Source organism: Pseudomonas guariconensis (assembly GCF_015680235.1).
GTDB lineage: Bacteria > Pseudomonadota > Gammaproteobacteria > Pseudomonadales > Pseudomonadaceae > Aquipseudomonas > Aquipseudomonas guariconensis_A.
In genome coordinates this window covers 1-571 of the sequence record NZ_JADLJL010000080.1, presented here as the reverse complement: position 1 = coordinate 571, position 571 = coordinate 1, and the positions used below count along the sequence as shown (strand labels likewise).

The window sequence follows — 571 nt, the reverse complement described above, 5'->3', positions numbered from 1 at the left end:
TCGGTGACATCAACTTTTACTTCACCTTGGTCCAGGGTCAATTTCTCGAAGTTGTCGCTGCCGGTAACGGTATCGAGCTTGTTGACGATTTCTGGTTGACCACCAGTGAACACATCATCAGGGGCTTTAACGGTGGCGGAGCCACTGGCGCTGCCGGCTGGAATAGTGACTTCGGTGCCATCGGTCAGCTTGAACACCAGGCCGCCGTGACCAGTGACCGGCAGCTTTTGGCCATTGCTGAGAGTGACGGTGTAGGTGATCTCGCCACCTTCAGCGAGAGTGGATTTGTCCACAGACAATGTGGCGGTTACTTCGCTGACGGTGTCGGTAATCTTGACCGTAGCGTCGTCGCCCAGTTGCAGGTTCTCGAATTGCTTACCGTCGACGCTCGCATCGGTGACGCCCAGCGAAACTTCACCCGCGTCTTTGAATACATCATCACCTTGAGCCGGCAGCGAATAATCGACTTCAGTCTTACCAGCCTGGATGACGACCTGCTGGTTGTTGCTCAGCGTGACCGTCACATCGTGATCGAGTTTTTCACTGATCCGGATGGTGAAGGTTGGCTGCT

1 protein-coding gene is annotated in these 571 nt (G+C 54.8%); it reads right to left on the bottom strand.

The window, feature by feature from the left end; all coding sequences use genetic code 11:
• Positions 1–571: immunoglobulin-like domain-containing protein (locus IRZ56_RS22930; protein WP_196147028.1), on the bottom strand; the 571-nt coding region annotated here is incomplete at both ends.